This is a genomic window from Nocardia sp. NPDC055029 (assembly GCF_053608525.1).
Genome location: NZ_JBSGVQ010000004.1, coordinates 112,618 through 133,824 on the forward strand (window position 1 = coordinate 112,618; position 21,207 = coordinate 133,824).

General features: G+C 68.9%; 21 protein-coding genes. 18 read left to right on the forward strand and 3 right to left on the reverse strand.

The genetic code is table 11. The features are described 5' to 3' along the window. The first annotated feature begins 57 nt into the window (after nucleotides 1-57). From ACWF9G_RS05335 to ACWF9G_RS05355, 5 genes are all read left to right on the forward strand, one after another. Nucleotides 58-1,575 (forward strand): ATP-dependent DNA ligase, encoded by a 1,518-nt coding sequence (locus ACWF9G_RS05335; RefSeq protein ID WP_452513843.1) that lies wholly within the window; start codon nucleotides 58-60, stop codon nucleotides 1,573-1,575. Nucleotides 1,576-1,639: 64 nt separating this feature from the next. Next, nucleotides 1,640-2,815 carry an inorganic phosphate transporter gene (locus ACWF9G_RS05340; RefSeq protein WP_379304459.1) on the forward strand — a complete coding sequence of 392 codons (1,176 nt, stop codon included), beginning with the start codon at nucleotides 1,640-1,642 and terminating at the stop codon, nucleotides 2,813-2,815. A gap of 12 nt (nucleotides 2,816-2,827) precedes the next feature. Beyond that, complete coding sequence (locus ACWF9G_RS05345; RefSeq protein WP_379304461.1) at nucleotides 2,828-3,109, forward strand: hypothetical protein; 282 nt, start codon at nucleotides 2,828-2,830, stop codon at nucleotides 3,107-3,109. An 11-nt stretch (nucleotides 3,110-3,120) separates the two neighbouring features. Further along, nucleotides 3,121-3,462, forward strand: coding sequence for a DUF3349 domain-containing protein (locus tag ACWF9G_RS05350; protein WP_379304463.1), 342 nt, complete (start codon nucleotides 3,121-3,123; stop codon nucleotides 3,460-3,462). A 97-nt stretch (nucleotides 3,463-3,559) separates the two neighbouring features. Then, the gene (locus ACWF9G_RS05355) at nucleotides 3,560-4,219 is read left to right on the forward strand and encodes a TetR/AcrR family transcriptional regulator (RefSeq protein ID WP_379304465.1); all 660 of its coding nucleotides are present in this window, start codon (nucleotides 3,560-3,562) and stop codon (nucleotides 4,217-4,219) included. 58 nt (nucleotides 4,220-4,277) lie between these two features. On the opposite strand, the gene ACWF9G_RS05360 is transcribed toward ACWF9G_RS05355, so the two are convergent. After that, entirely contained in the window at nucleotides 4,278-5,297 is a 1,020-nt protein-coding gene (locus tag ACWF9G_RS05360; RefSeq protein ID WP_379304467.1) for an alpha/beta hydrolase, read from the reverse strand. A 246-nt stretch (nucleotides 5,298-5,543) separates the two neighbouring features. Between ACWF9G_RS05360 and ACWF9G_RS05365 the strand changes: the two genes are divergently transcribed. From ACWF9G_RS05365 to ACWF9G_RS05380, 4 genes are all read left to right on the forward strand, one after another. Further along, nucleotides 5,544-6,338, forward strand: a complete 795-nt coding sequence (locus ACWF9G_RS05365) for an ABC transporter ATP-binding protein (protein ID WP_452513846.1) — start codon at nucleotides 5,544-5,546, stop codon at nucleotides 6,336-6,338. Continuing rightward, nucleotides 6,335-7,096, forward strand: a complete 762-nt coding sequence (locus ACWF9G_RS05370; RefSeq protein ID WP_452513848.1) for an ABC transporter permease — start codon at nucleotides 6,335-6,337, stop codon at nucleotides 7,094-7,096. The genes ACWF9G_RS05365 and ACWF9G_RS05370 overlap by 4 nt, the downstream gene beginning before the upstream one ends. Then, nucleotides 7,093-7,896, forward strand: a complete 804-nt coding sequence (locus ACWF9G_RS05375) for an ABC transporter permease (RefSeq protein ID WP_452513849.1) — start codon at nucleotides 7,093-7,095, stop codon at nucleotides 7,894-7,896. The genes ACWF9G_RS05370 and ACWF9G_RS05375 overlap by 4 nt, the downstream gene beginning before the upstream one ends. 68 nt (nucleotides 7,897-7,964) lie before the next feature. Beyond that, nucleotides 7,965-9,029 carry an ABC transporter substrate-binding protein gene (locus tag ACWF9G_RS05380; RefSeq protein ID WP_379304473.1) on the forward strand — a complete coding sequence of 355 codons (1,065 nt, stop codon included), beginning with the start codon at nucleotides 7,965-7,967 and terminating at the stop codon, nucleotides 9,027-9,029. A gap of 3 nt (nucleotides 9,030-9,032) precedes the next feature. Here the strand turns inward: ACWF9G_RS05380 and ACWF9G_RS05385 are convergent, their stop codons facing one another. Beyond that, on the reverse strand, nucleotides 9,033-10,049 hold the full coding sequence (locus ACWF9G_RS05385; protein ID WP_379304475.1) for an XdhC family protein: 1,017 nt from the start codon (nucleotides 10,047-10,049) through the stop codon (nucleotides 9,033-9,035). 14 nt (nucleotides 10,050-10,063) lie between these two features. Then, nucleotides 10,064-10,651, reverse strand: a complete 588-nt coding sequence (locus ACWF9G_RS05390) for a nucleotidyltransferase family protein (protein WP_452513851.1) — start codon at nucleotides 10,649-10,651, stop codon at nucleotides 10,064-10,066. A 126-nt stretch (nucleotides 10,652-10,777) separates the two neighbouring features. Here ACWF9G_RS05390 and uraD point away from each other — a divergent pair, with 126 nt between their 5' ends. The 9 genes from uraD (at nucleotide 10,778) to puuE (ending at nucleotide 21,172) form a co-directional block, all read left to right on the forward strand. Next, a complete protein-coding gene (uraD, locus tag ACWF9G_RS05395; RefSeq protein ID WP_452513853.1) occupies nucleotides 10,778-11,272 on the forward strand; it encodes a 2-oxo-4-hydroxy-4-carboxy-5-ureidoimidazoline decarboxylase in 495 nt (164 codons plus the stop codon). Further along, entirely contained in the window at nucleotides 11,269-11,586 is a 318-nt protein-coding gene (gene uraH, locus ACWF9G_RS05400) for a hydroxyisourate hydrolase (protein WP_189025351.1), read from the forward strand. Before uraD ends, uraH begins: the two co-directional genes overlap by 4 nt. Nucleotides 11,587-11,593: 7 nt before the next feature. Beyond that, nucleotides 11,594-12,499: a factor-independent urate hydroxylase gene (gene pucL, locus ACWF9G_RS05405; RefSeq protein ID WP_452513855.1), complete on the forward strand. Its 906-nt coding sequence runs from the start codon at nucleotides 11,594-11,596 to the stop codon at nucleotides 12,497-12,499. Continuing rightward, complete coding sequence (locus ACWF9G_RS05410; RefSeq protein WP_379304485.1) at nucleotides 12,487-13,848, forward strand: 8-oxoguanine deaminase; 1,362 nt, start codon at nucleotides 12,487-12,489, stop codon at nucleotides 13,846-13,848. Before pucL ends, ACWF9G_RS05410 begins: the two co-directional genes overlap by 13 nt. Before the next feature lie 130 nt (nucleotides 13,849-13,978). Further along, entirely contained in the window at nucleotides 13,979-14,830 is an 852-nt protein-coding gene (locus ACWF9G_RS05415) for an FAD binding domain-containing protein (RefSeq protein WP_452513857.1), read from the forward strand. Nucleotides 14,831-14,846: 16 nt separating this feature from the next. After that, nucleotides 14,847-18,011 (forward strand): molybdopterin-dependent oxidoreductase, encoded by a 3,165-nt coding sequence (locus ACWF9G_RS05420; RefSeq protein WP_452513859.1) that lies wholly within the window; start codon nucleotides 14,847-14,849, stop codon nucleotides 18,009-18,011. Then, nucleotides 18,008-19,237 carry a DUF6986 family protein gene (locus tag ACWF9G_RS05425; protein ID WP_452513861.1) on the forward strand — a complete coding sequence of 410 codons (1,230 nt, stop codon included), beginning with the start codon at nucleotides 18,008-18,010 and terminating at the stop codon, nucleotides 19,235-19,237. The genes ACWF9G_RS05420 and ACWF9G_RS05425 overlap by 4 nt, the downstream gene beginning before the upstream one ends. 55 nt (nucleotides 19,238-19,292) lie before the next feature. Beyond that, nucleotides 19,293-20,270 carry an allantoicase gene (alc, locus tag ACWF9G_RS05430; protein WP_452513862.1) on the forward strand — a complete coding sequence of 326 codons (978 nt, stop codon included), beginning with the start codon at nucleotides 19,293-19,295 and terminating at the stop codon, nucleotides 20,268-20,270. Further along, nucleotides 20,267-21,172, forward strand: a complete 906-nt coding sequence (puuE, locus tag ACWF9G_RS05435) for an allantoinase PuuE (protein WP_452513864.1) — start codon at nucleotides 20,267-20,269, stop codon at nucleotides 21,170-21,172. The genes alc and puuE overlap by 4 nt, the downstream gene beginning before the upstream one ends. Nucleotides 21,173-21,207 lie beyond the last annotated feature (35 nt).

The window sequence follows — 21,207 nt, forward strand, 5'->3', positions numbered from 1 at the left end:
GGATTCTTAACAGCGTGGGCTGAGCGATGTGTCACACCGCCGGGTTACGGTCGTCGAGTGCTGTTCAGCGATGTCGTCGCGGCCTCGGCGGCGGTGCGAGCGACCCGGTCGCGCAAGGCGAAGATCGCCGCGCTGGCCGAGCTCCTCGCTGCCGCGAGCCCGCAGGAAATCGGGACCGTGGTGGCCTGGCTCTCCGGTGAGCTGGTGCAGGGCCGGATCGGGGCGGGCTGGCGCACGGTGGCCGGGTTGGACACGCCGCCGAGCGCGGCGGCGCACCTCACCGTCGGCGCGGTCGACGATGTCTTCTCGCAGCTGACCGGGCTCAGCGGCACCGGCTCGACCCTGCGCAGGCGCGAACTGCTGACGTCGCTGTTCACGGCCGCGACAACGGACGAACAGTCCTTCCTGATCCGGCTGCTCACCGGCGAACTCCGCCAAGGCGCGCTGACCGCGGTCGTCGTCGAAGCGCTGGCCGAGTCCACCGGCATCCCGGTCGAGGTGGTGCGGCGCGCGCACATGCTGTCCGGGCAGCTGCCCGCGACCGCCGCCGCCGCGGTCACCGGCGGCGAGGCGGCGCTGAGCGCGTTCCGGCTCGAGGTCGGCAGGCCCGTCGCGCCGATGCTCGCGTCACCCGGCGGCTCGCTGGACGAGGCGCTGGCCGAACTCGGCACCCAGGTGAGCGTCGAACACAAACTCGACGGCGCCCGCATCCAGGTGCACCGCAGCGGCGAGCAGGTGTGGGTGTTCACCAGGGCCCTGCGCGACATCACCGCGGGCGTTCCCGAACTGGTCGAGCTGGTCGCGGGCCTCGACTGCACCAGCGTGGTTCTCGACGGGGAGACCTTGGCGCTGACCGACGCGGGCCGCCCGCGCCCGTTCCAGGAGACGATGAGCCGGTTCGCCACCGTCGGCGACACCAGGGAACTGCTGCTGCACCCCTACTTCTTCGACTGCCTGCACCTCGACGGCGTCGACCTGCTCGACGAGCCGCTGCGCGTGCGCCGCACCATGCTCGACCGGGTGGCGGGCGAGCACAGCATTCCCGCGCTCGTCGCGCCCGATGCCGAGGCCGCCGCCGAGTACTACGACGACGCGCTGGCGGTCGGCAACGAGGGCGTGATGGTCAAGTCGCTCGACGCGCCGTACGCGGCGGGCAGACGGGGCAAGTCCTGGCAGAAGATCAAACCGGCGCACACCCTCGACCTGCTGGTGATCGGCGCGGAGTGGGGGTACGGCAGGCGCACCGGATTCCTGTCGAACCTGCACCTGGCCGCCCTCGATCCGGAGACGGGCGAGCCGGTGATGGTCGGCAAGACGTTCAAGGGCCTCACCGACGAGCTGCTGCGCTGGCAGACCGAACAGTTCCCGCGCTACCAGACGCACACCGACGGTCACGCCGTGTTCCTGCGCCCCGAACTCGTCGTCGAGATCGCGCTCGACGGCGTCCAGACCAGCACCAGGTACCCCGGCGGCGTCGCCCTGCGGTTCGCCAGAGTGCTGCGATACCGGCCGGACAAGGAGCCCGCGCAGGCTGACACGATCGACGCGGTCCGCGCGCTGGGGGCGGCCGGCTGACCCGGCGGGGGATTTTCCCGCAACGGTTTGGCAATCCGGTGCGGGCATACGACACACTGTTCGGGTGAGCGCCGAACTAATGGTCCTGTTGATCGTCATCGCCACAGCTCTCGTATTCGACTTCACCAACGGATTCCACGACACGGCCAATGCCATGGCGACCTCGATCGCCACCGGTGCCTTGAAGCCGCGCGTGGCGGTGGCGCTCTCCGGCGTGCTGAATCTGATCGGCGCTTTCCTGTCGGTATCGGTGGCGGCGACTGTGGCCAAGGGCATCGTCCAATTGAACGAGGTGGGCGGACAAGATCTGCTGGTCATCGTGTTCGCCGGCCTGGTCGGCGGCATTCTGTGGAATCTGCTGACCTGGTTGCTCGGCTTGCCGTCGAGTTCCTCGCACGCCCTGTTCGGCGGGCTCATCGGCTCCACGATCGCCGCGCTCGGCTGGAGCGGCGTGATCTGGGTGTCGGGCTCCGAAGGTGTGCTGATCAAGATCGTGATCCCCGCGATTCTCGCCCCGGTGATCGCCGCGCTGGTCGCCGCCATCGCCACCTACCTGGTGTACCGGATCACCCGCGGCATCGACGAGGACAAGTCGAACGAGGGCTTCCGCTGGGGCCAGATCGGGTCGGCGTCGCTGGTCTCGCTCGCCCACGGCACCAACGACGCGCAGAAGACGATGGGCGTCATCTTCCTGGCGCTGGTCGCCTACGGCTCGCTCGACAAGGACGACCACATGCCGCTGTGGGTGATGTCGGCCTGTGCGGTCGCGATCGCCCTCGGCACCTACCTCGGCGGCTGGCGGATCATCCGGACGCTGGGCAAGGGCCTGGTCGAGATCGAGTCGCCGCAGGGTCTCGCGGCGGAGTCGACCTCGGCGGCGATCATCCTCACCTCCGCGCATTTCGGCCTGCCGCTGTCGACCACCCAGACCGCGACCGGCTCCATCCTCGGCACCGGCATCGGCAAGGGCGCCGAGGTGCGGTGGCGGGTGATGGGCCGGATGGCCGTTGCCTGGCTGCTGACGCTGCCGATGGCAGGCGTCGTCGGCGCGATCTGCTGGGCGATCGCGCACTTCATCGGTGGCCTGCCCGGTGTCCTCGTCGTCTTCGGGATCCTGATCTTCGGTGCGCTCGGCATCTACCTGCGGTCGCGGCGTGACCCGGTCGGCACCCACAATGTGAACGAGTGGCCCGACGGTGCGCCGCCGCAGTCGTCGATCGAACAGAACCACGCCGGGTAGAGGGGAGCGAACGTGCATACCGTGATCACGAATCTGAGTTCACTGTGGGAAGTGGTGCTGGCCGCGCTGGTCTTCGGCGCCGGCGTGCCCGCCGTATTCGCCTTCGCGGTGCGCTGGTGGGCCAATGCCGAGACGGTGGACCCGCAGGGCCGCGTGCGCCGGAACTACCCGGCACTGGCGGGCGCGCTGATCTGCCTGGTCATCATCGTCACCGTGGTGATCGCCGGAATCCTGTTCACCGCCAAGGCGTTCATCGCCCACCAGTTCGGTATTCATCTGTTCGGTCAAGCATGAGCGAGGACTCGATGACAGAGCCGTCCCCCCACCCCGCCGTCCGGCCGAACCTGCTCTCGCGCGTCCTCGGCTGGCTGCGCGCCGGATATCCGCAGGGTATCCCGCAATCGGACTATGTCGCGTTGTTCGCGGTGCTGCATCGGCACCTCACCGACTACGAGGTGGTGGTGGTCGGCGAGAAGCTGATCGAGGCCAACCCGAATCGGGAATCCATCAGTCAGGCCGAGATCGAAGCGGCGATCGCCGATTTCGCCAAAGAGCAGCCCGATCCCGACGACGTCTCCCGAGTGGCCTCGCATCTGGCGGCCGGTGGCTGGCCGCTGGCCGAGCCACTCGATGACAGCGAGGGCTGACAATTCCGCTGTGCCAGTGGAATTCATGACCTGGACAGTTTTCGATTCGCCCGGATGCCCGGCGGTTGCGCGCTAGCATTCACGGGTGGTTCGGCGTGTGAATGAAACCGATAGTGGTCGTAGTTACGGTGGATTGTCGCGTCAGCAGCGAGTAGCCATGCGCCGCAACCGGTTGACCGACGCGGCGCTGGAACTATTCGGTACCCAGGGTTATGCGTCGACATCGATCGAGCGCTTGTGCGCGACGGCGAATGTGTCGACCCGCAGTTTCTACGAGGACATCGGCAGTCGCGAAGCGCTGTTGATCGCGCTGGTCGACCGGCTGAACACCGCCGCGCTGCACCGCGTCGACGAGGCATTGGAACGGGCAAGCGAGCAGCCGCTGGTGGTGCGCGTGGTGGAGAGCTTCCGTGCTTTTCTCGCGGTGACCTGCCGCGACCGGCGCGCGGCCCGGGTGTTCTATGTCGAGGTGGTCGGCGTGAGCCCGGCGGTGGAGGAATGGCGGCGCATGCAACGGCGGTCGGTCTCCGGCCTGCTCACCAGGGAAGCGCAGCGCGCCGCCGCGCGCGGTGAAGCGGAATCGCGCAGTGTGCACCTGTTCACGCTCGCCCTGATCGGCGCGGTGAATTCCCTGGCCCAGGAGATGGTGCACGCGACCGTTCCCGGCGACGCGATTTCGGTCGACGAGATCTGCGACGAGATCGCCTATTTCATCCGGTCCGGGCTCTCGGTCCGGCCGTCGGCACTGCCGACCTGACCGAACGCGAAACGGGAGGCATCCGATCGGATGCCTCCCGTTTGCGGTGTTCGCTGAATCAGATACCCATGCCCTGGGCGAGCAGCGGCCACGACTCGTGCAGCGCCTGCTCCCAGTACGGCCAGTAGTGGGTGCCCATCGGGGTGAACTGGTAGGTCGCCGGGATACCCAGCGAGTCCAGCTTGGCCTTCAGGTTCTGGCTGCACGCGTTGGTCGCCGCTTCGATACCGATACCGAGGCCGAGGTTGACCACGCCCATCGGGCCGGGCGAGCCGTTGAGGTAGTACGCGACGTCGGCGTTGGTCGGCATGCCGCTACCGCTGGAGATGTAGAGGTTGGTGCCGCGCAGCTTCTCCGCGTTGACGACCGGGTCGTTGTCGACCCAGGCCGGGTCGTTGTCGGCGCCGTACATGTTCGCGGTCTTGCCGCCCGCCCAGGTCTCCACGGAGAACTTGACGGCCTGCTTGCCCATCGGGTCGGCGATCTGCGCGCAGCCGCTGTAGGCGGCGACGGACTTGAACAGCCCCGGCTTGGCCTCGGCCAGCTGCAGCACCGAGGTGCCGGAGGTGGACAGCCCGGCCAGCGCGTTGAGGCCGGTCGAGTTGAGGGTGGCGTCGAGCAGCGGCGGGAGCTCCTGGGTGAAGAAGGTGGTCCACTTGTTCAGACCCAGCCGCGGGTCTTCCTGCTTCCAGTCGGTGTAGTAGCTGCCGCGGCCACCGATCGGCTGGATGACATTGACCTGCTTGTCGGCGAGGAAGCCGAGCGCGTTGGTCTGCGCGGACCAGCTCGCGGAGCCCTCGCCGGCGTCGAGGCCGTTGAGCATGTAGAAGTTGGGCGCCGGCTTGGACTCGTCGACAGGCCGCTGCACGTCGATGGTGATGTCCTTCTTCATCGCCGCCGAGTACACCTTCAGATGCCAGGTGCGACCGTCCTTGACGACGGACGACACGGCAGAGGGCTTCTCGGGCTCGGCGGATGCGGCGCCGCCTGCGGCGATCACGGCCACCGACAGGGCGGCAGTCAGAGCCACGGCGGTGGTGCGCAGGGCGGCCACGTTACGTAGTGCAGAGAGCTTCATCGAACAGTCGGTTCCCAGTCCACGGGCCCTGTCGGCCCCGTCATCGCAGTGTTTCCCCCGTCGGCCGAGCGGTATGCGCTCGACGGCCGTTGGGCTGTCAGATCCTCCGACACTCTATGTCCTCCGCCGGGACATTTTCGTTACCGGTGCAGAATTGTCGGTGACCTCGAGCACGGTTAACGGCCGCGCAATACTGCCTGCGAATCGGAAATACCGCCGCAACCAGCCACTCTTATGGTGACGAGCATGGGTAAGGAAATCCCCGGCAGCGTTACAACCGGGATCGATATCACCGGGTTGAGCAAGACCTTCCGGGCAGGCCGCAATACCGTCGAGGCGCTGGACTCGGTCGATCTGCAGACCTCGACCGGGGCATTCCTGTCCCTGCTCGGCCCGTCGGGGTGCGGCAAATCGACGGTGCTGCGGATTCTGGCGGGCCTGGACGCGCCGAGCGCGGGCAACGCGCGGATCAACGGGCAGACGCCGGAACAATTGCGCGGCGGTCATCAGCTCGGGATCGCCTTCCAGGATTCGGCGCTGCTGCCGTGGCGCAGCGTCGAGTCGAATATCCGGCTGCCGTTGCAGGTGGCCGGGCTGCCCGTCGAACCGGAGCGGATCGCCGAGCTGATCGCGCTGGTCGGCCTGGAGGGGTTCGAGAAGGCCAAGCCCGCGCAGTTGTCCGGCGGAATGCGCCAACGGGTTTCGATCGCGCGGGCGCTGGTGGTGCAGCCGTCGGTGCTGCTGCTCGACGAACCCTTCGGCGCGCTCGACGACATGACCAGGCAGCGGCTGAACCTGGAACTGCTGCGCATCTGGACCGAGAAGCCCGCGACGACGCTGATGGTCACCCACGGCATCGGCGAGGCGGTGTTCCTCTCCGATGTCGTGGCTGTGATGAGCCCGCGCCCGGGGCGGGTGCTCGAGGTGGTCGAGATCGATCTGCCCCGGCCGCGCACGCCCGAGATGATGCGAACCCCGGAATTCCACAAGCTCTGCGACTACCTGTCCGAGCTGCTGTTCGGGCGCGGCGGCGTGGCATGAGTGGCGCGCAGCGGGTCGCCGGTGCGCTCGGCGTCGCGGCGCTGATCGCGCTGTGGTGGATCCTGGCTGCGGCCGGGGTGGCCGGGGGCACGATTCCCACGCCGTGGCGGGTGCTGTCGACCATGTGGTCGGACGGCTGGGGGCTGTACGGTCCGAACTTCCAGGTGACCGCGGCGGGCGCGCTCCAGGGTTTCCTCTGGGGCAACGCGCTCGCGATCGGGATCGCGGCGCTGATCATGCTGATCCCGCGGATCGAGCCGCTTGCCACCCAGCTGGCCATCCTGAGCTACTGCACGCCGCTGGTGGCGCTGGGCCCGATCATCCTGGTGGTTTTCGGCGGCCGCACGCCGACGGTGTTCCTTGCCGCCATGTACTGCTTCTTCACCACCATGGTCGGCGCGGTCACCGGCTTGCGCTCGGCCGATCCGGCGAGCCTCGACCTGGTGAGCGCCTACGGTGGCGGGCGCTGGCAGCAGCTGTACCGGGTGCAGGCGATCGCGGCGCTGCCGAATACGTTCGCCGCCTTGAAGATCGCCGCGCCGTCGGCGGTGCTCGGCGCGATCATCGGCGAGTATCTGGGCGGGGTCGACAGCGGGATCGGGGTCGCGCTGACGGCCGCGCAGACCGCCTACAACGTGCCGCGCACCTGGGGCATGGCGCTGGCCGCCGCCGCGCTGGCCGGGCTCGGCTATCTGCTGGTCGCGGTGGCCGCGCGACTGATCACGCCGTGGACGGCGACCGCGGAGGAGGGGCGATGACGGCCACCGTGCTGCGCCGGATCGGCCGGTTCCTGTTGCCGCTGGCGACCTCGCTGATCCTGCTGCTGATCATCTGGTCGCTGTTCCTGCGGGCGTTCCCGCAGATCGGGCCGAGGGTCGGCAAGACGCCCTCGGACATCTGGCGCTACCTGGTGACCGCGCCGGGTGCCGGGACCGCCCGGCAGGCGATTCTCGACGACCTCACGATCACCTTGCGCGACGCCGCGATCGGCTTCACAGTCGGCATGCTCGGCGCGCTGGGGGTGGCTGCGCTGTTCGTGCTGTATTCGGCTGTGCAGCAGACGTTCATGCCGGTGGCGATGCTGCTGCGATCGGTGCCGCTGGTGGCGTTGAGCCCGATCGTGGTGCTGGTCTTCGGCCGCGGCACGGCGGGGGTGGCGGTGCTGACCGCGATCGTGGTGTTCTTCCCGGCGCTGGTGATGATCATGACCGGTCTGCGCGCGGCGCCAAGGCAGGCAATGGAATTGGTGACCGCCTACGGTGGCTCGCGCTGGACCAGGCTGCGGATGGTCGCGGTCCCCGCCGCGCTGCCCTCGGTGTTCGCCGCGGCGCGCGTCTCGGTGCCCGGTGCGTTGATCGGCGCGTTGCTCGGTGAATGGCTCGGTAGTGGAACGGGTTTGGGCGCGAGTCTGGTGCGCGCCATTCCGATGTTCCAGTACAACCGGCTGTGGGCGTCGATCGTGGTGGTGACCGTGGTGTCGGTGCTGCTGTACGCGATCGTCGGCGTGATCGAGAATCTGGTGCTCGCGCGGTTCGGGCCGAGCGCGGGTAAGGCGTAGTCCGGGCGGGAATAGCGGCGGAACGCAGACGCAAAGAGAACGAAACGCACCGAAACTACATTCGGCGCATGAACAGTATCGACCGTCGTTCCTTTCTCCGCTATTCCGCGCTGACCGGCGCCGCGCTCGGTGGGGCAGGTCTGCTCGCCGCATGCGGTGGCGGTTCGGGCAGTTCTCCGAACGGTTCGACCGACGACGGTTCGAAATACGGCAAGGTCGCGGTGCAGTTGTCGTGGCTGAAGAACATCGAATTCGCGGGTGAGTATTTCGCCGATTCGAAGGGATACTTCAAGGATGCGGGATTCGGTGCGGTAGATCTCATCGCGGGTGGCGCGGCGAGTACCTCGGTGGAGGCAGGGCTCGACACCGGCAAGGTGTGGATCGGCCTGTCCGCGCCGCAGACCACCGCGCCCGCGATCCTGGAGGGGCTACCCGCCAAGATCGTCGGCGCGACCTATCAGAAGAATCCGTTCGCGATTGTCAGCTCGGCAGGCAAGCCGATCACATCACCCGCCGATATGAAGGGCCGCAAGATCGGCGTGCAGGACACCAACCAGCTGATCTTCAGCGCCCTGCTGGCCGCGAACGGCATCGCGCCGGGCGAGGTGACGGTGGTGCCCGCCCAGTACGATCCGACGCCCTTGGCCAACGGCGAGGTCGACGGCTGGGTCAGCTATGTGACCAACGAGCCGATCACCCTGGCGGCCAAGGGCTTCGCGAACGAGAACTTCCTGTTCGCCGATTTCGGCTTGCCGCTGGTCGCGGAGACGCTGACGGTCACCCAGTCGACCATCGACAACGAGCGCGACAAACTCAAGGCGTTCCTGATCGCCGAGATCAAGGGCTGGCGCGATGCCGTCGCCGATCCGGCCGAGTCGGCCAGGCTCGCCGTCGAGGTCTACGGCAAGGACCAGAAGCTCGAGCTCGGTGAGCAGACCAAGGAGGCCATCGCGCAGAACGACCTGGTCGTGTCGGCAACGACCAGGACCGACGGCCTGCTGTCGATGACCGACGCGCTGATCGAGCAGAACATCGCAGCCTTGCGCACCGCGAAGATCGACATCAAGGCCGAGCAGCTGTTCGACCTGTCGGTCCTGCGCGAGGTGTACGCGGAGAACCCGGGCTTGAAGTAGGCCCTAGATCGCCAGGCCGACCGCCGCCGACCCGTAGTCGCGGCGGGCGGCCAGGCGCAGGCCCGCGCGCGAGGCGAGGAAGTCGGCGGTGACGAAGACGGCGGTCTCGGCGGGCGTGCGCGGGCCGGACTCGAGCCCGGCCGGCACGTGTAGTCGAGCCAGGGTCGGCTCGTCGAAGCCGCCCGCGCGCAGGTCGTCGAGGCGGCGGGCCTGGTCGGCGGGGGTGCCGAGGGCGGCAAGATAGCCCAGCTCGGGCAGGCGAAGGGCGACGGTGAGCAGCGGGATCTCGAAGCGCGGTTCGTTGGCCAGCACGACAATGCCCGTGCTGCTGTCGATTTCGCCCGCGGCCGAGAGGGTGTTCAGGTAGCGGTGCGGCCAGTCCACGACGACCTCCGCGCCGGGGAACGAGGCCGGGTCGGCGAACTCGGGACGCGAATCGCAGATGCTGACCCGGTAGCCGATCATCCGTGCCTGGGCCGCCAGGGTGGCCGCGTAGGCGTTGGCGCCGAAGATGATCAGGCGCGGCGGCGGGCAGTAGGACGCGACGAACAGGTCCGACTCGGGCAGGGCGACGAGCTCGGTGGCGTGCTTGCGATCGGTGACCAGGTGCTGGCCGATGACATCGGGGTCCTGATTCCACACCACGGTGAAGACGGTGACCCGGCGATGGGCCTGGATGTCGGCGGCGATGGCGGGGAATTCGGGAAAGTCGCGGCAGGAGAATGGCTCGACGAAGATGTCGACCAGCTGGCCGTCGTCGGAGACCGATTCCATTCCGGTGATCAAACTGTAGCGACGTAGTTGCCGCACCCCGGTCTGCGCGGCTTCCAGTGCCGCGGCGTAGACGGTCTCTTCCAACCGCCCGGACGCGATGGATCCGAAGACTCCGCCATTGGGTGTGACGAGCATTCCCGACCCGATAGGCAGCGCGTTGGTGCCGATGGTACGGACCACGGTGGCGAGGCCACCGGTACGGCCCGAATGCCACACTCGCAGAAGGTCATCGACGATATCGCGCATATCTCAAACTCCGATCATCGTGCGCCGACTTCCGGGAAATCGCGATCGGCCCCTGTCGCCAAGTCGTCGCACGTGACGCACACCATATCCTGTCTACCGCCCAAATAGGAACCGGCGCCGATATCGCCTGCGGACCCTGCCGAAATGGCGTCCCAGTGCTTGTTCTCGATCACAACGGGGTGCCCAGGTGTGTCGGAGAACACACCACGGGCGAGCCCGCTCTCGCTCGCGCGGGCCGCGGCGAGCACCCGCGCGACGACATCGGCCCCGATATCGGGAATGTCGACGGGCAGGAAGGCCACATAGCGCGTGCCCGCCTCGGCGGCCGCGCGCAGGCCGGCGCGCACCGTCGCGGAGAGCCCGATGGCCCAGTCGTCGACCCATCGCCACGCGGTGTCCGGTGGCAGTCCGAGCCCGGCTGGATCGGGTCCGGTGGCGCCGAGCAGAACGACCACCGGCTCGCAGCCGCCCTCGTGCAGGGCGGTGATCGCCGAACGCAGCCAGGCACCGTTCTCGGCGAGTGCCTTGGGTTTGCCATAGCGGGTGCCCGCGCCCGCCGCGAGGACGATGCCGGTGCACGCCGCCGGGTCGATAGGGGGCATGGCGGTGAAATTAATAGGGCAATGTTGCCGGTCGATGACAGCAGGGGAGCACAAGGACGACGACACGCCGACGTGACCGAGTGCACAACGGTGGCGACTGCCGGGAGATCGGGCGATGCTGGATCGATGACGAGCGAAGCGATCGGCCTCGCGGGATTCAACGCATTACCCGCCCCGGCCGCCGAGGCGGCATTGCTTTCCTGTTGCTCCGCGCCACGCTGGGCGCGGGCGGTCGCCGCCGCCCGTCCCTATGCCACCGCGGAGTCGCTGTTCGACGCCGCCGACGCCGCGCTGGCCGCGCTCGACGACGCCGAGATCGACGAGGCGCTCGCCGGTCACCCGCGGATCGGCGAACGCCCGACCTCGGCGGCATCGGCCCGCGAACAGTCCGGGGTGTCCGGTGCCGTGGTCAAGGCGGAGCTCATCGCGGGCAACCGCGACTACGAGGCGAAGTTCGGCCATATCTACCTGGTCTGCGCGGCAGGGCGCAGCGGCGAGGAACTGCTCGCCGTCCTGCGGGCGCGGCTGGACAACGATCCGTCGACCGAAAGGCAGGTCATGCGTAGCGAATTGGCGAAGATCACCCGGCTGCGTCTCGCGCGAACGGTGGCAGACGCGTGACCGGCCTGAGCACGCACGTACTCGACGCCGTGCGCGGGGTGCCCGCCGAAGGCGTCGCGGTCTGGCTGATGCGCGGCGACCAGCGCCTGACCGAGGCGCTGACCGATGCCGACGGCCGGGTGAAAGAACTCGCGGCCGGGCTGAATCCGGGCGACTACCGGTTGTTCTTCGACACCGGCAGCTATTTTGCGGCGCAGGGTACCGAGACCTTCTATCCGGAGGTTTGTGTCGCGTTCACGGTGGGTGAGCAGCCGCATCTGCATGTGCCGCTGCTGTTGTCGCCGTTCGCCTATTCCACCTACCGAGGGAGCTGAGCAGCAGATGGCACTGAGTGGCCCGATCATGTTGACCGACAACAGTTATGGAAAGTCCGAGAACCGGGTTGTGCGGTTCTACAAGGAGAATGCGCGCCACGAGATCCGCGATGTGAATGTCTCGACCACCCTGCGTGGCGATTTCGCGGCGGCCTACATCGAGGGCGACCAGCGTCATGTCCTGCCCACCGATACCCAGAAACACACCGCCTTCGTGTACGCGAAGAAGCCGGGCCTGGACACCGTCGAGGAATATGCGATCGCGCTGGCGAAGCATTTCGTCGACACGGTCGAGCCGGTGTCGAGCGCGCGGATCGACGTGGATTCCTATGGCTGGCAGCGGGTCTCGGTGGACGGACGCGAGCACGACCACACCTGGGTGCGGCAGGGCCCTGAGGTGCGCACCGCCGCGGTGACCGTGGCGGGTAAGGGCGACGCGCGGCAGACGTGGGTGGTCGGCGGGATCAAGGACCTGGTGCTGCTCAAGTCCACCGGCTCGGAGTTCGCCGACTTCCTCACCGACGAGTACACGACGCTGGCCCCCACACACGATCGTGTGCTCGCCACCTCGCTGATCGTGCGGTGGCGCTTCGCCGAGATCGGCGGATTCGACTGGGACGAGGTGTACGAGGGCATCAGGGCCACGCTGCTCGAACTGTTCGCGACAACCTACTCCAAGGCATTGCAGCAGACGCTGTACGCGATGGGAAACGCGGTGCTGGAACGGTTCCCGGTACTCGCCGAGATCCGGCTGTCGGCGCCGAACAAACACCACTTCGAGTACGACCTGGCGCAGTTCGGGATCGAGAACAAGGGGGAGGTCTGCTGGGCGGCGGATCGTCCGTACGGCTCGATCCACGCGACATTGCAGCGCGCGGACGCTCCCGAAGCGGGGCTCGCATGGCTGCCGTGACCGATCTGGTGATCGACGGGTGCGCGGTGGTGACCGTCGACGCGGCGGGTACCGAATACCGCGACGGCTGGGTCACGGTGCGGGGCAATCGGATCGATGCTGTCGGCGCGGGCAAGCCGCCCGCGTTCGGGCCCGAGGTGACGCGGATCGACGGCCGCGGGTGCGTGCTCACGCCCGGTCTGGTGAACACCCATCACCACCTGTACCAGTGGATCACCCGCGGCCTGGCCGCCGACAACACCCTGTTCGAGTGGCTGACCACGCTGTACCCGGTATGGGCGCGGATCGACGAGAAGTCGGTGCGGGTGGCGGCGACCGGTGCGCTGGTCGCGCTGGCGCGCAGCGGCTGCACCACGTCGTCGGACCATCACTATGTCTTCCCGCGCGGTGGCGGCGATCTGCTCGCGGCCGAGATCGGTGCGGCGGCGGCGGTCGGGCTGCGGTTCCACCCGGCGCGGGGATCGATGGATCTGGGAGAGGGCAACGGTGGGCTGCCGCCCGACGCGGTGGTGGAGTCGATCGACGACATTCTCGCCGCGAGCGCCGCGGCGATCGAGCAGTGGCACGACCCGTCCTTCGACGCGATGGTGCGGATCGCGCTCGCGCCGTGCTCGCCGTTCTCGGTGACCGGTGATCTCATGCGGGAGTCCGCGGCGCTGGCCAGGTCGGCCGGGGTCCGCCTGCATACCCATCTGGCCGAGACCGACGACGAGCTGGACTTCTGCCTGGAGAACTTCGGGTGCACGCCCGCGCAGTACATGGAACAGCTGGGCTGGCTGGGTTCCGACGTCTGGTTCGCCCATGCCGTGCACCTCGACGATCCGGCGATCGCCGCGATGGCGCGGACGGGGACCGGCGTCGCGCACTGTCCCACGTCCAACGGCAGGCTCGGGGCGGGGATCGCGCGCACCGCGGATCTGGTGGCGGCCGGGGTACCGGTCGGCCTCGGTGTCGACGGAGCGGCCAGCAACGAGTCGAGCTCGATGATCGAGGAACCGCGCAACGCGCTGCTGTACGCGCGGGCGGTCGGCGGGCCGCGGGCGATGACCGTGCGTGCCGCGCTGGAACTGGCGACCATGGGTGGGGCGCGGGTGCTCGGGCGGGACGCCGAGATCGGGTCGATCGAGCCGGGCAAGCTGGCCGATCTGGCGCTGTGGCGGCTGGATACGCCCGCGCACGCGGGTATCGACGATCCGGTCGTCGCTCTGGTGCTCGGGTCAGCGCCACCCTTGGCCGCGCTGTTGGTGAACGGGCGTGAAGTCGTGCGTGACGGTGTTGTCACGACGGTGGACGAGGCCGCGGTCGGTGCCGATGCCGCCCAGGCACAGGCCACGCTGCTGGCGTTCTGAACTGCGGTTTCGTTCTGGTCGGCGCACACTGGATGGCGAACACCGGGTTAACCACCCCGCAATCCGGCGCGGGTGTCGCGCAACATCGTGGCAACTCCAGGCCCCTACTGTGGCTGGTGAGGCAAGCGAGGTGAACGTGGATCTGGACACTGTTCGGGCGGTGGTTCTCGCCCGCGACCGGGCCGACCTGGCACAGGTCGGCCCGGGTAGCGCGGTCCTGGCGGGCGGCACCTTCCTGTTCTCCGAACCGCACGACCACCTCGACCGGCTGATCGACATCACCACGCTCGGCTGGACGCCCCTGCTGGAGCGCGGCGACGGCCTCGAGATCGCCGCGACCTGCACGCTCGCGCAACTGGCTGGCGCCAGGCCTGGCCGGGAACTCGGGTCGGCGGTCCTGCGGCCGCAGTGGCCTGGCACCGCGCTGTTCGCGCAGGGCTGCCGGGCGCTGCTGGCCTCGCACAAGATCTGGCGCACGGCGACGGTCGGCGGGAACGTCTGCCTTTCGCTGCCCGCCGGCGCCGTCCTCGGTGCGCTGGTCGCGCTGGACGCGACGGTGGTCATCTGGCCGCGTGGTGGTGGTGAGCGGCTGATTCCGTTGCGCGACTTCGTCACCGGCGCTGGTGAGAATGTTCTTGCCGCCGGTGCGGTGGTGCGGTCCTTCCTGGTTCCCGCATCGAGCTTGTCGGCGCGCACCAGTTTTCGCAAGATCGCGCTGGCTCCACTCGGCCGTTCCGGTGCGGTGGTGATGGGCAGGCGTACCGCCGACGGCCGGTGCGCGATCACCGTGACCGCGGCGACGGTGCGCCCGATCGTCCTCGACTTCGACACTGTGCCAAGCGATGTCGACGTCGCCGAGGCGCTGGCCGAGATCGAGCCGGAGCTGTGGTTCGACGACCCGCACGGCGCGCCGGACTGGCGCGCGCACGTGACCGGGCTGCTGGCCTCCGAGGTGGCCGCCGAGCTCAGGGAGGCGGCGTGAACTCAGGTGGTGGTTCATGAGGCTGAACATCGACGGCCGCGCGGTCGAGGTGTCCGCGCGCCCCGGCCAATGCCTGCGTACCCTGCTCCGCGAACAGGGCGAACTCGCGGTCAAGAAAGGCTGTGACGCGGGCGATTGTGGGGCCTGCTCGGTCCTACTCGACGGCGATCCGGTCCACTCCTGCTTGATCCCCGCCTACCGCGCCGAGGGTCGCAATGTGACGACGGCTGCCGGGCTGAGTGGCGGCGACGGCCCGAACCCGGTGCAGCGCAGCTTCGTCGAGCATGCCGGGTTCCAATGTGGGTTCTGCACTGCGGGAATGGTTGTCACAGCGACGGGCCTGTCGGCCGGGCGGACTGTCGACGGCGACTCACCAGTGTCGGCATCCCCCGTCACAGATGCCGAGCGCGCCGAGCTGCTGAAGGGAAACCTGTGCCGCTGCACGGGCTACCGCGCCATCGCCGACGCCTTGGAGTCCTGTGCATCACTGTGCACAACTTCCCGGCAAGCTCTCGCGCCTACACCGGCACCTGTGCCCACACCGGCGGGTGATCTGCGGACGGGACGATCGACCGTCGGTGCGGAGGAGGTCGAGGCGGAGGGAGCTCCATCAGGGGCGGACAGGTCGGCTCGGGACGTGTCGGCCGTCGGAGCGCAAGAGCGTTCTTCCGCAACGCCTTCGGGTCCTGACGGGCGAGAGTCGTCGACCTCGGCCGGCTTTCCCGACGACGGCGAGGAGGTCGTCGCCGCAGGGCCTGCGGTCGGTTCGTATGTGAAGGGAGCTCACGAGCTCGGCGGCGAGCGCACCACTGTTTCGGCTGGTGAAGGACCGACGGTCGGGGATTCGGCGGTGCGGGCTGTCGAGGCGCGGATCGATGGGGCGACGCGGCAGAAGTACGGTGCCGGGCAGATCGGGGATGGGGTGGGGGCTCCGGCTGGGGTGCGGATCGTGCGTGGCGGGGAGGCGTTCACGTTCGACGTGGTGCCGGGAGCGGGGGAGCAGATGCCGCCGAGTGCGCCCTGGCATCTGGCTGTGCTCGCCAGTCCGCATCCGCACGCGCGCATCGTGTCCATCGATACCGCTGCGGCGCAGGAGGTTCCAGGGGTGCGGCTGGTGCTGACTCATGCGGACTCGCCCGCGACGGCGTTCTCGACGGCGCGGCACGAGCTGCGGGAGGACGATCCGGACGACACGTTCGTCCTTGATCGGACGGTGCGCTTCGCTGGACAGCGCGTGGCCGCGGTGGTGGGAGAGACGCTGGATGCCGCGCGGGCAGGCGTGCGCGCGCTGCGCGTCGAATATGACCTGCTGCCCGCGGTGTTCGAACCCGAAGCCGCAGTGGCCGACGACGCCCCGAAGCTGCACGCGGACAAGCCGGACTCGGCGCGCATCGCGGACAGCAGGCGCAATCTCGTTGCCGAGATCCACGGTGGGGTAGGTGACTTCGATGGCGGAATCGAGCAGGCGGCGAAAGTAGTTCGTGGGGTGTGGCATTCGCCGCGGGTGCAGCATGTCAATCTGGAGACCCACGGTGGCATCGGCTGGCTCGACGACGCGGGCAGGCTCGTCGTCCGGACGAGTTCACAGGTGCCGTTCCTGGTGCGCGACGAACTCTGTCATGTGTTCGGGCTCGATCGGGACCGCGTGCGGGTGTTCACGGCCAGGGTCGGCGGCGGGTTCGGGGCGAAGCAGGAGATGCTGGTCGAGGATCTGATCGCGCTGGCGGTGCTGCGGACCGGGCATCCGGTGCAGTACGAGTTCACTCGCACCGACGAATTCACCTCGGCTCCCTGCCGTCACCCGATGCGGGTCGCGGTGACCGCGGCCGCCGACGCGGCGGGCATCCTGACCGCGCTCGCGGTCGACGTTCTCGCCGACGCGGGCGCCTACGGCAATCACAGCGCGGGCGTGCTGTTCCATTCCGTCGGCGAATCGGTGGCGGTGTACCGCTGCCCGAACAAGCGGGTCGACGCACAAGCGGTGTACACCAACAACGTTCCCTCCGGCGCGTTCCGCGGCTACGGGCTGGGGCAGGTGATCTTCGCCGTCGAGTGCGCGATCGATGAGCTGGCCCGCGAACTCGGGGTCGATCCGTTCGAATTCCGCCGCCGCAATGTGGTGGTCCCCGGCGACCGGTTCACCGGCGCCGAAGTCGACGAGGGCGACCTGACCTTCGGCAGCTACGGCCTCGACCAGTGCCTCGACACCGCCCAGCGGGCGCTGCGCCGCGGCAACGGCGTCACCGCGCCGAGCCCGGACTGGCTGGTCGGCGAGGGCATGGCCGTCGCGATGATCGCCACCGTGCCACCACGCGGCCACCGCGCCGACGCCACCGCGCGCCTGCTCGCCGACGGTTCCTATGAGATCGGGGTAGGCACAGCGGAATTCGGCAACGGCACCACCACCGTGCACGCCCAGCTGACCGCGACCGCACTCGCCACCACCGCCGACCGGATCAGGATCCGCCAGTCCGACACCGACGTCGTCGGTCACGACACCGGCGCCTTCGGTTCCACCGGCATCGTGGTCGCGGGCAAGGCCTCCTACGCGGCGGCGCTGGAACTGCACGCGATGCTGCTGGCCAGGGCCGCCGAGATCAGCGGGCACCCCGAACGCGAATGCCTGCTGGAAGGGGGTGGCGTGCGCTGCGGCGGGGAGCTGATCACCGCAACCCAGCTGCTCGCCGGCGGTGACCTCCTCGCGCACGGCACGCACGCGGGGACGCCACGCTCGGTGAGTTTCAATGTGCACGCCTTCCGGGTCGCGGTCCGGCCGAGCACCGGTGAGGTGCGGATTCTGCAATCGGTCCAGGTGGCGGACGCGGGCACGGTGCTCAACCCGGTGCAGCTGCGCGGGCAGGTGGAGGGCGGGGTCGCCCAGGCGCTGGGCACCGCGCTCTACGAGGACATGCGCACCGACCACGGCGTGGTGACCACCAGGACGCTGCGCCACTATCACATTCCGCAGTTCGCGGATCTGCCCCGCACCGAGGTCTATTTCGCCGAAACCAGTGACGAACTCGGCCCGCTGGGTGCCAAATCGATGAGTGAGTCCCCCTACAACCCGGTGGCACCGGCCCTGGCGAACGCGATCCGCGACGCCGTCGGCGCCCGACCGGACCGACTACCGATGACCGCCGACCGGGTGTGGCGGACCATCAAGGAAGGAGCCGCCGGGTGAACGCCCATCTCCCCGAGCACATCCGCGCCCGCATCGAGGCCAGGCTCGACGCCGTCGACGCCGAGCTGCGGACGCGCTACCCGGGAGCGGGTGACCGGGTCCAGCCGGTACACACCGCCTATGTGGGCGCCGACCGCGCCACCGCCGACACACCGGCCGACTGGGGCGCCGCCGCGCTCGACCTGCTGCACCGGCACGCCGACTTCCTCGTCGGCCTCGATGTCACCAACGCACTGCCCGCCGTCCGGCGCAGGCTCACCGAGCGGCCGGTGCAGGACCTGCGGATCGACTTCGAGGACGGCTACGGCTTTCGCGCCGACGACGAGGAGGACGCGGCGGCGACCGCCGCTGGCAAGACGCTGGCGGGTTGGGCCGGAAAGCCAGGAGCCCCTGACTCATTCGGCATCCGCACCAAGGGGCTGGCCGCGAACGAGCGCAGACGCGCACTGCGCACGCTCGAGCTCGTGCTCGACGGAGCAGGCGGAGTGTTGCCGGGCTTCGTGTTCACGGTTCCGAAAATCAGAGCGGCCGATCAGGTCTCGGCGATCGTCGACCTGTGCTCCGGTATCGAGCGTGGCAATGGTCTGGCCGATCGGACCCTGCGCTTCGAACTGCAGATCGAGAGCCCGCAGGCGATCATCGCCCCCGACGGCAGCGCGCCGATCGCCCGCATGATCGCTCTCGCCGACGGACGATGCAGCGCGCTGCATTTCGGCACCTACGACTACACCGCGGCCTGCGGCATCGCCGCGACCGATCAGGCGCTCGACCACCCGGCGGCCGACTACGCCAAAGCGGTGATGCAGGTGGCCGCGGCGCAGACCGGGGTGTGGATCTGCGACGGGTCCACCCAGATCGTCCCCGACGACGACCCCGAAGGCGCGTTCCGCAATCACCACCGCCTGGTCGAGCGGGCGCTGCGCCGCGGCTACTACCAGGGCTGGGACATGCACCCCGGTCACCTCGTCACCCGCTGGCTGGCGACCTACGACTTCTTCCGCACCGCCACCGACGTCGCCCTTCCGCGCCTGCAGGCCTACCTGGACCGGCGTTCCGGTGGTGTCGTCGACGAACCGGCGACGGCGGAGGCGTTGTCGACGACAGTGCTGCGTGGGCTGCGCTGCGGCGCGATCACCGAGGAGCAATTGCGCGCCCGCGCACCGGAACTCACGGTGCCGTCGCTCGAGGCGTTGGCCGCGCGCCGCATGCCACCGCAGGATCAGTGATGGCGGGCACCGTGATTCGCGGCCCGATGCGGCACCAGAGGAAACAGGAGGCACGGTGAGCGAACACCAGGGCAGCGAAGACTTCACGCTCCTACCCGATCTGGCGGTGCGGCCGCTCGGCGGGTCGGTGATCTGGGCGAACGACGAGTTCTTCGCGGAGAAGGAGAACCTGGTCAACCCGGGTCCGGCCGAGTACCAGCCGTCGACGTTCGGGCACAAAGGCCAGGTCTACGACGGGTGGGAAACCCGCAGGCACCGTGGCAAACCCGGTGACGACAGCGCGATCGTGCGGCTCGGTGTACCCGGGGTGATCCGCGGTGTCGTGGTGGATACCGCCTGGTTCAAGGGCAACTATCCGCCGGAGGTGTCGCTGTCGGCACTGGCGGTCGACGGCTATCCGCCCGCCGGCGAGATCGCCGCGCGCACCGACTGGGTGACCCTGCTCGACCGGGTGAAGGTGGGCGGTGACAGCCGCAACCCGTTCACCGTCGACGACGAAAACCGCTGGACCCACGTGAAACTCACCATGCATCCCGACGGTGGCGTCGCCCGCCTGCGGGTGCACGGCGAGGGCAGGCCCGACCCGGCGCTGCTCGGTCTCGGCCCGCTCGACCTGGCCGCGCTGGACAACGGCGCGCTGGTACTCGACTGCTCGAATCGCTTCTACAGCTCGCCCAACCAGCTGCTCTACCCCGGCCTCGCCCGCGTCATGGGCGACGGCTGGGAGACGGCCCGCCGCCGCGACGACGGAAACGACTGGGTGCGTATCAAATTGGCGGGGCCCGGTGCGATCCGGCTCGCCGAGATCGACACCTCCTGCTTCCTCGGCAACAGTCCCGGCGCCGCCTCGCTCACCGGATTCACCACCGACGGAACCGAAGTCGAGCTGCTGCCGCGCACGGACCTGCTGCCCGACACCAGGCACCGGTTCGCCCTCACGCCCGCGGCCGCCTCCGTCGAGGAGGTGCGGCTCGATATCTACCCCGACGGCGGGCTCGCCCGGCTCCGTCTGTACGGCGAGCTGGGCGGATGAGCGAGGTCCGCGACTTCGTCGGCTACGGGCCGACACCGCCGGACCCGCGGTGGCCCGGCGACGCGCGCATCGCGGTGCAGTTCGTGCTGAATTACGAAGAGGGCGGGGAGAACAATGTCCTCGACGGTTCGCCGCACTCGGAGACGTTCCTGTCCGAGATGACTCCGGCCGAGGCCTTCCCGAACCGGCACATGAGCATGGAATCGGTGTACGAATACGGCTCGAGGGCAGGCCTGTGGCGGGTCCTGCGTGCCTTCGAACGGCGTGACCTCCCGCTCACCGTCTTCGCGGTGGCGCGCGCGATGCAGCGCAATCCCGAAGCGGTGGCGGCCTTTCGGGCACTGGGCCACGAGATCGCCTGCCATGGGTTGCGGTGGACGTCGTATCAGCTCGTCGACCGCGACACCGAACGCGCCGACATGGCCGAAGCGGTGCGCATCCTCACCGAGCTGACCGGCGCCGCCCCGCTCGGCTGGTACACCGGCCGCGACTCGCCGAACACCCGCGAGCTGGTAGTCGAGCACGGCGGCTTCGTCTACGACTCCGACTCCTACGCCGACGACCTCCCGTACTGGACCGAGGTCGACGGCCACGATCACCTGGTCGTCCCCTACACCCTCGACACCAACGACATGCGCTTCGCCTCCCCGGCCGGCTTCCCCAGCGGCGAGCAGTTCTTCGCCCACCTGCGCGACGCCTTCGACGTGCTGTATCGCGAAGGGGCCGAGGGCAGTCCGAAGATGCTGTCGATCGGTCTGCACTGCCGCCTCGCGGGTCGTCCGGCCCGTACCGCGGCCCTGGAACGCTTCCTCGATCACGTGCAGACGCACGACGGGGTATGGGTTGCCCGGCGCATCGACATCGCCGAGCACTGGCGGGAGGTGCACCCGCGGAAGGCGTGAGTGAGCTGCGTCACCATGCCGGTTGCTCGCGGTGC